Raw genomic sequence first — 4,964 nt, 5'->3', positions numbered from 1 at the left:
ATGGAAGGCTTCACGGAGCTGTATCTACGCCATTGGGAGGAGTTGTATGGCTATGCATGGAAAATACTGGGAGATAAAACGCCCGTGGAAGATATACTACAGGAACTTTTTTTGCACCTATGGGATAAACGGGAAGTTATTAAGATAGATACCAACGTAAAAGCTTACCTGTTCAAAAGTCTGAAAAACCGAATCTACAATTTTCTGAAAGCCAATGCAGTGAAAAACGCACACTATCAGTTGCTGCTCAATAGCATGGATAGCGCCGGCGAAGAAGATAATTTAATTGAAAGAAAAGAATACGCCCGGCGGCTACTGCACCACCTGCAGGTGCTGCCCGGAAAAATGCGGGAAATAGCCCGCCTGTATCTCATGGATGGCCTTAATATTAAAGAAATCTCCGACCTGCTCTCCCTCTCAGAGCATACTGTACGCAATCAACTGAATAACGTAAAGCGACGGCTGCTGCGAAAGTAAATATTTGTGTTAATGAAATGTTAATTAGCGAATTGGTCTGATCAGAAAATGATCGCTGAATTGTCTTCGTATACACATACGGGTTACTATGAGGCGACATGATAAGAAGATATCTGATTTCTTTGATCAGCTGAGCAGCCGGAACAAAGCAACTCCCTTTTCATCTGAAGAAGAACGAACGGAGGCTAAGCAGCGGCTGTTGCAGTCTATCCTGGCTAATGCAACACCAGCGGCAGCAAAGGTACGTCCACTTACCTGGGTGTATCGTATCGCCGGCAGCGCGGCGGCCATTGCTGTACTCTGCTGGGGGATCAGCTACCTGTGGCCACATCCTCAGCCGGAAAAATTACAACTTACCTGGATCAGCACCGGCCTGCGGGAACAGAAACGGGTGATGCTACCCGATAGCTCTGTGGTGACCCTCAACGCCAATTCACAATTGAGTTTCAACAACCACTTTAATAAAGAAGACCGCATCGTTACCCTCCATAAAGGAGAAGCCTTTTTCAGTATACAACCTAATACCGCCCGCCCGTTTCAGGTACTCACGGACAGCATTACCACCACCGTTCTCGGTACCTCTTTTAATGTGATGAAATATGCCCATAGCCCTGCCGTGAAGATTACGGTAAAAACAGGAAAGGTAAGTGTGGGCAAAGCGCAGCAAACCTACTGTCAGCTCCTGCCGGCAGACCAGGTGATGATAGATAGCAAAAGCTATCAGTTCACTACGCGTCATGAAGAAGGACTAGCAGGTGATGAGTGGACCAGCGGCCGTATTGTTATGAGAGAAGAACCATTGTCTAATATATTGGAACGTCTGGAGATGATCTATGGGGTGGAGTTTGACAAACATATGCTATCCGATGATTCACTCCGGACGATCACCTTTAATGCCAGTATGCCTTTACAATCTGTACTCACGATTGTGGAGACGATCAGCCATGTACGGTTTAGCAAACAAGACCAGCAAAACAAAATTCGCGTGTATGTAAAATGAAACAGCATTCGCCCTAACGAATGCTGCTGAAAACTCTCACATAAAATGTAAGCTCATGATTCTCATTTCTAAAATTAGAGAAAGGATACCTATTTGCCAATTATTTAAGGTAAAAGTACGCCGATTGTTTTTATGGCTGCTGCCCTTAGCCTTTAGCAGCAACGCTTTAGGCCAAACAAGCCCGCAGCTTGATAAGAAAATACCACATGTAGTGATCTCCGCAGGCAATGCCCTGGATGCGCTGAAGGAGATGGAAAAAATGACGGGGTTTAATTTCGCTTATAATGCCAATCAACTAAAGAACTTCCCTGTAAACCACCAGGTATACGATAATAAAAGTCTCCGGGAAATACTAACCAGCCTTCTGAAAAACACGAAGACCCTGGTCAATGAACAATCCGGCGTCATCGTCATTTTGCCGGGAGCGGCCACAGAAGCAGCTCCGGGCAAACCGGTTAAAAAGACCAGCGGTATTGTGAGCGACAAAACAGGCCCCCTGCCCGGTGTAACCGTATTGGAACAAGGCACCAACAACGGCACCATCACCGATGAAAACGGTCGCTATAGTATCCGGTTGAAAAATATGCCCACCACCCTGCAGTTCAGCATTACCGGTCTCAAAAAACAAGAGCTTCCTGTAACGGAAGCTGGTACTCTGAATGTAAACATGGAAGGCGATTTTCAGAAGCTCGGTGAAGTAGTGGTGACTGCGCTGGGCATTAAACGGGAAGAACGTTCCTTAGGATATGCCATCCAGAAAATTGGTGGTGAGCAGGTAGATAATGGAAAGTTTACCGACCTGAAAACAGCACTCGCCGGAAAAATTGCCGGCGCCCAGCTGGTAGGCGCGCCCAGCTCTACTTTCCGTGATGCCGGGTTACGTATACGTGGTGCCAACAGCTTAGGCGGCGGATCGCCTATTTATGTGCTGGACGGTACCATCATTTCTCATACTGATATTAACCTGGATAATATTGAATCTATTTCTGTGCTGAAAGGAGCCGCAGCGACTGCGTTGTATGGTATCCGTGCCGCAGCCGGAGCCGTACTGCTGACTTCCAAAACCGGCAAGCGTAATCAGAAGATGCGGGTGGAAATCAACTCCGGTACTGCCTTTGAAAAGTTATCAGTGATCCCGGAATACCAGAATATTTATGGCGCCGGCGACAACATGAATTTTGATACCTTTCATTTTGATCCCAACAAACACCCGGCCCATTGGCAAAAATTTGATGGACAGAAAATGGTGCAGTATTATATGGACCAGAGCTGGGGACCCAAAATGGATGGTACCCTGGTAAGGGAATGGTTTAGCTGGTATCCGGGAGAAGACTTTGGAAAGCAAACACCGTTCGTTTCGCATCCTAACAATGTGCGTGATTTTTTCAGGACTGGTATCAACCTCAATAACAGCGTGGCATTTTCCGGAGGCTCTGAAAAAGCTTCCTACCGCTTATCTTATGCCAATCAGTACCGCGACCTGATTTACCCCAATGCCAACCGCAAACGTAATTTTATTGACTTCGCCGGTAACTTTGATGTAACCGACAAGTTTTCTGTTTTTGCAGACATCAATGTAGTTAGTACCACACAAATGGCAGAACCATTTGACGGCGGTAACTCCAATCAGCGTAGCATCATGGCACAGTTTAACCAGGAGTTTCAACGTTCGGTAGATATGAAGAGACTAAGGGACTATAAAACAGCCGATGGTACTTACCGCACCTGGAATATTGTAGGACCTAATGGCAACGATTCCGCTACTACCTTAAGGCCCCGCAAACGGGATAACCCCTACAGTGTGTACTATGAAAGCTATCGGCGGTATTCCAATTTCAGGGTGTTCGGCAACGCCGGGTTCAACTATAAAATATTACCCAACCTGAAATTACAATCAATGATGCGGGCCGATATCATGGTAGATGATTATGATGACCGCATTGCTTCCGGTACCGTAAAGCAGGATATGTATAAGTCCGGTGCTTCGCAGCCCCGGGAGTTTAACTATGAAATGACGCTGAACTACAACAAACAACTACACGATTTTTCTATAGATGGAGTGGCAGGGGGGAATATCCGTCATTATAAATTTACCCGCAATGAAGCCAATACCGTAGGTGGATTAAGTGTTCCTAATCTGTATGCCATTACCGCCTCCAATCAGCGTCCTAACGCATTCAACGATTACCAGGAGCAGGAAATAAGAAGCGTGTATGCTAAAGTATCGCTGGGATTTAAACGCTTACTGTATGTAGATATCACGGGTCGTAACGACTGGTCGTCTACGCTGCCGGTAGCGAAGAATTATTATTTCTATCCTTCTGTATCGGGTAGCTTTATTTTCACAGAGCTGTTGCCGAAGACTAACTGGCTGAACTTTGGTAAAGTAAGACTGGGTATAGCACAGGCGGGATCTGATGCCGGTATTTATGCCATCAATACGGGATATAATCTCCAAAGCCCCTATGGCAGCTCGCCGGCATTGAACACGCCTGATCAGCTGGTAGATCCACGGTTATCACCTTCGCTGAGTACCAGCATAGAAGCGGGATTGGCTTTAAAGCTGTTCGATAATCGTGTAGGGGTAGATGTTAGTATCTACAATAATAAAAATACCAAACAGATAGCCAACCTGGCGATCAGTGAAACCAACGGTTACAATAGCTACTTAACCAACCTTGGTGAAATACAAAGCAAGGGAATGGATATTTCTATAACGGCTACGCCTATACGTAAACGTGATTTTTCCTGGGATCTGTATGTGAATGCCGCTACCAATAAATCCAAAGTGATAGACCTGGCGGCGAACATGGATAATTACCTGGCTGCTTCCCGGGAAAACGGTTTGCGGCTGGAGCTGGATCACCGGAAAGGTGCGGAATGGGGATTGCTGGTAGGACCTACGTTTCAGTATTACCAGGCCAAAGATGCGAATGGGAAAAACGTGGAGAGTCCCTACAACGGCAAGCCGATTGTAAATGCGAACGGCGCGTATCTCACCAATGAAAATCAGCCGCTGGGATCTATTCTGCCAAAATTTACCGGTGGTTTGGGTAGTACTTTTATGTATAGGAATTTTGACTTTACATTTTCAATCGACTACCAGGTAGGTGGTAAGTTTTTGTCGCTCACCAAAATGTTCCTGCTGGGAACGGGCCTGGATCCGTCAACCGTAGGTACCAACGACAAAGGCAACGACTGGCGCCTGCCGGTAGCGCAGGGTGGTGGTATAAAACCGGATGGGGTACTGGCAGATGGTACACCTTTCAACGGCTACGTGGAAGCACGTACGTATTACTGGACTTACCTGTTCAACAAAGTAGCGCCTCCTTTTATTTATGATGCCAGTTATGTAAAGCTCCGGGAGCTACGCCTGGGCTATACCTTCGCAGCGAAGCCGTGGACAAAGCGCCTGGGGGTAACCAGTTTGAATATAGCCTTGTATGCACAAAATCCCTGGCTGATTTATACTGCCCTGAAAGGTATT

3 protein-coding genes are annotated in these 4,964 nt (G+C 46.5%); all 3 read left to right on the top strand.

All coding sequences use genetic code 11. The features are described 5' to 3' along the window. Positions 1–477: RNA polymerase sigma factor (locus VIP81_RS05095; protein ID WP_331957392.1), on the top strand; the 477-nt coding region annotated here is incomplete at its 5' end. A gap of 88 nt (positions 478–565) precedes the next feature. After that, on the top strand, positions 566–1,477 hold the full coding sequence (locus VIP81_RS05090; protein WP_331957391.1) for a FecR family protein: 912 nt from the start codon (positions 566–568) through the stop codon (positions 1,475–1,477). A gap of 124 nt (positions 1,478–1,601) precedes the next feature. Beyond that, on the top strand, positions 1,602–4,964 hold a 3,363-nt coding region (locus VIP81_RS05085), incomplete at its 3' end, for a SusC/RagA family TonB-linked outer membrane protein (protein ID WP_331957390.1).

Origin of the sequence: Chitinophaga sp. (assembly GCF_036566945.1) — a bacterium.
Lineage (GTDB): Bacteria > Bacteroidota > Bacteroidia > Chitinophagales > Chitinophagaceae > Chitinophaga.
Note: the sequence above shows the minus strand (reverse complement) of the source record. Positions and strands in the feature narration are given on the sequence as shown.

Excerpts from the sequence above, each read along its gene's own strand:
- VIP81_RS05090 (WP_331957391.1), top strand. The coding sequence starts at position 566 with ATGAGGCGACATGATAAGAAGATATCTGATTTCTTTGATCAGCTGAGC.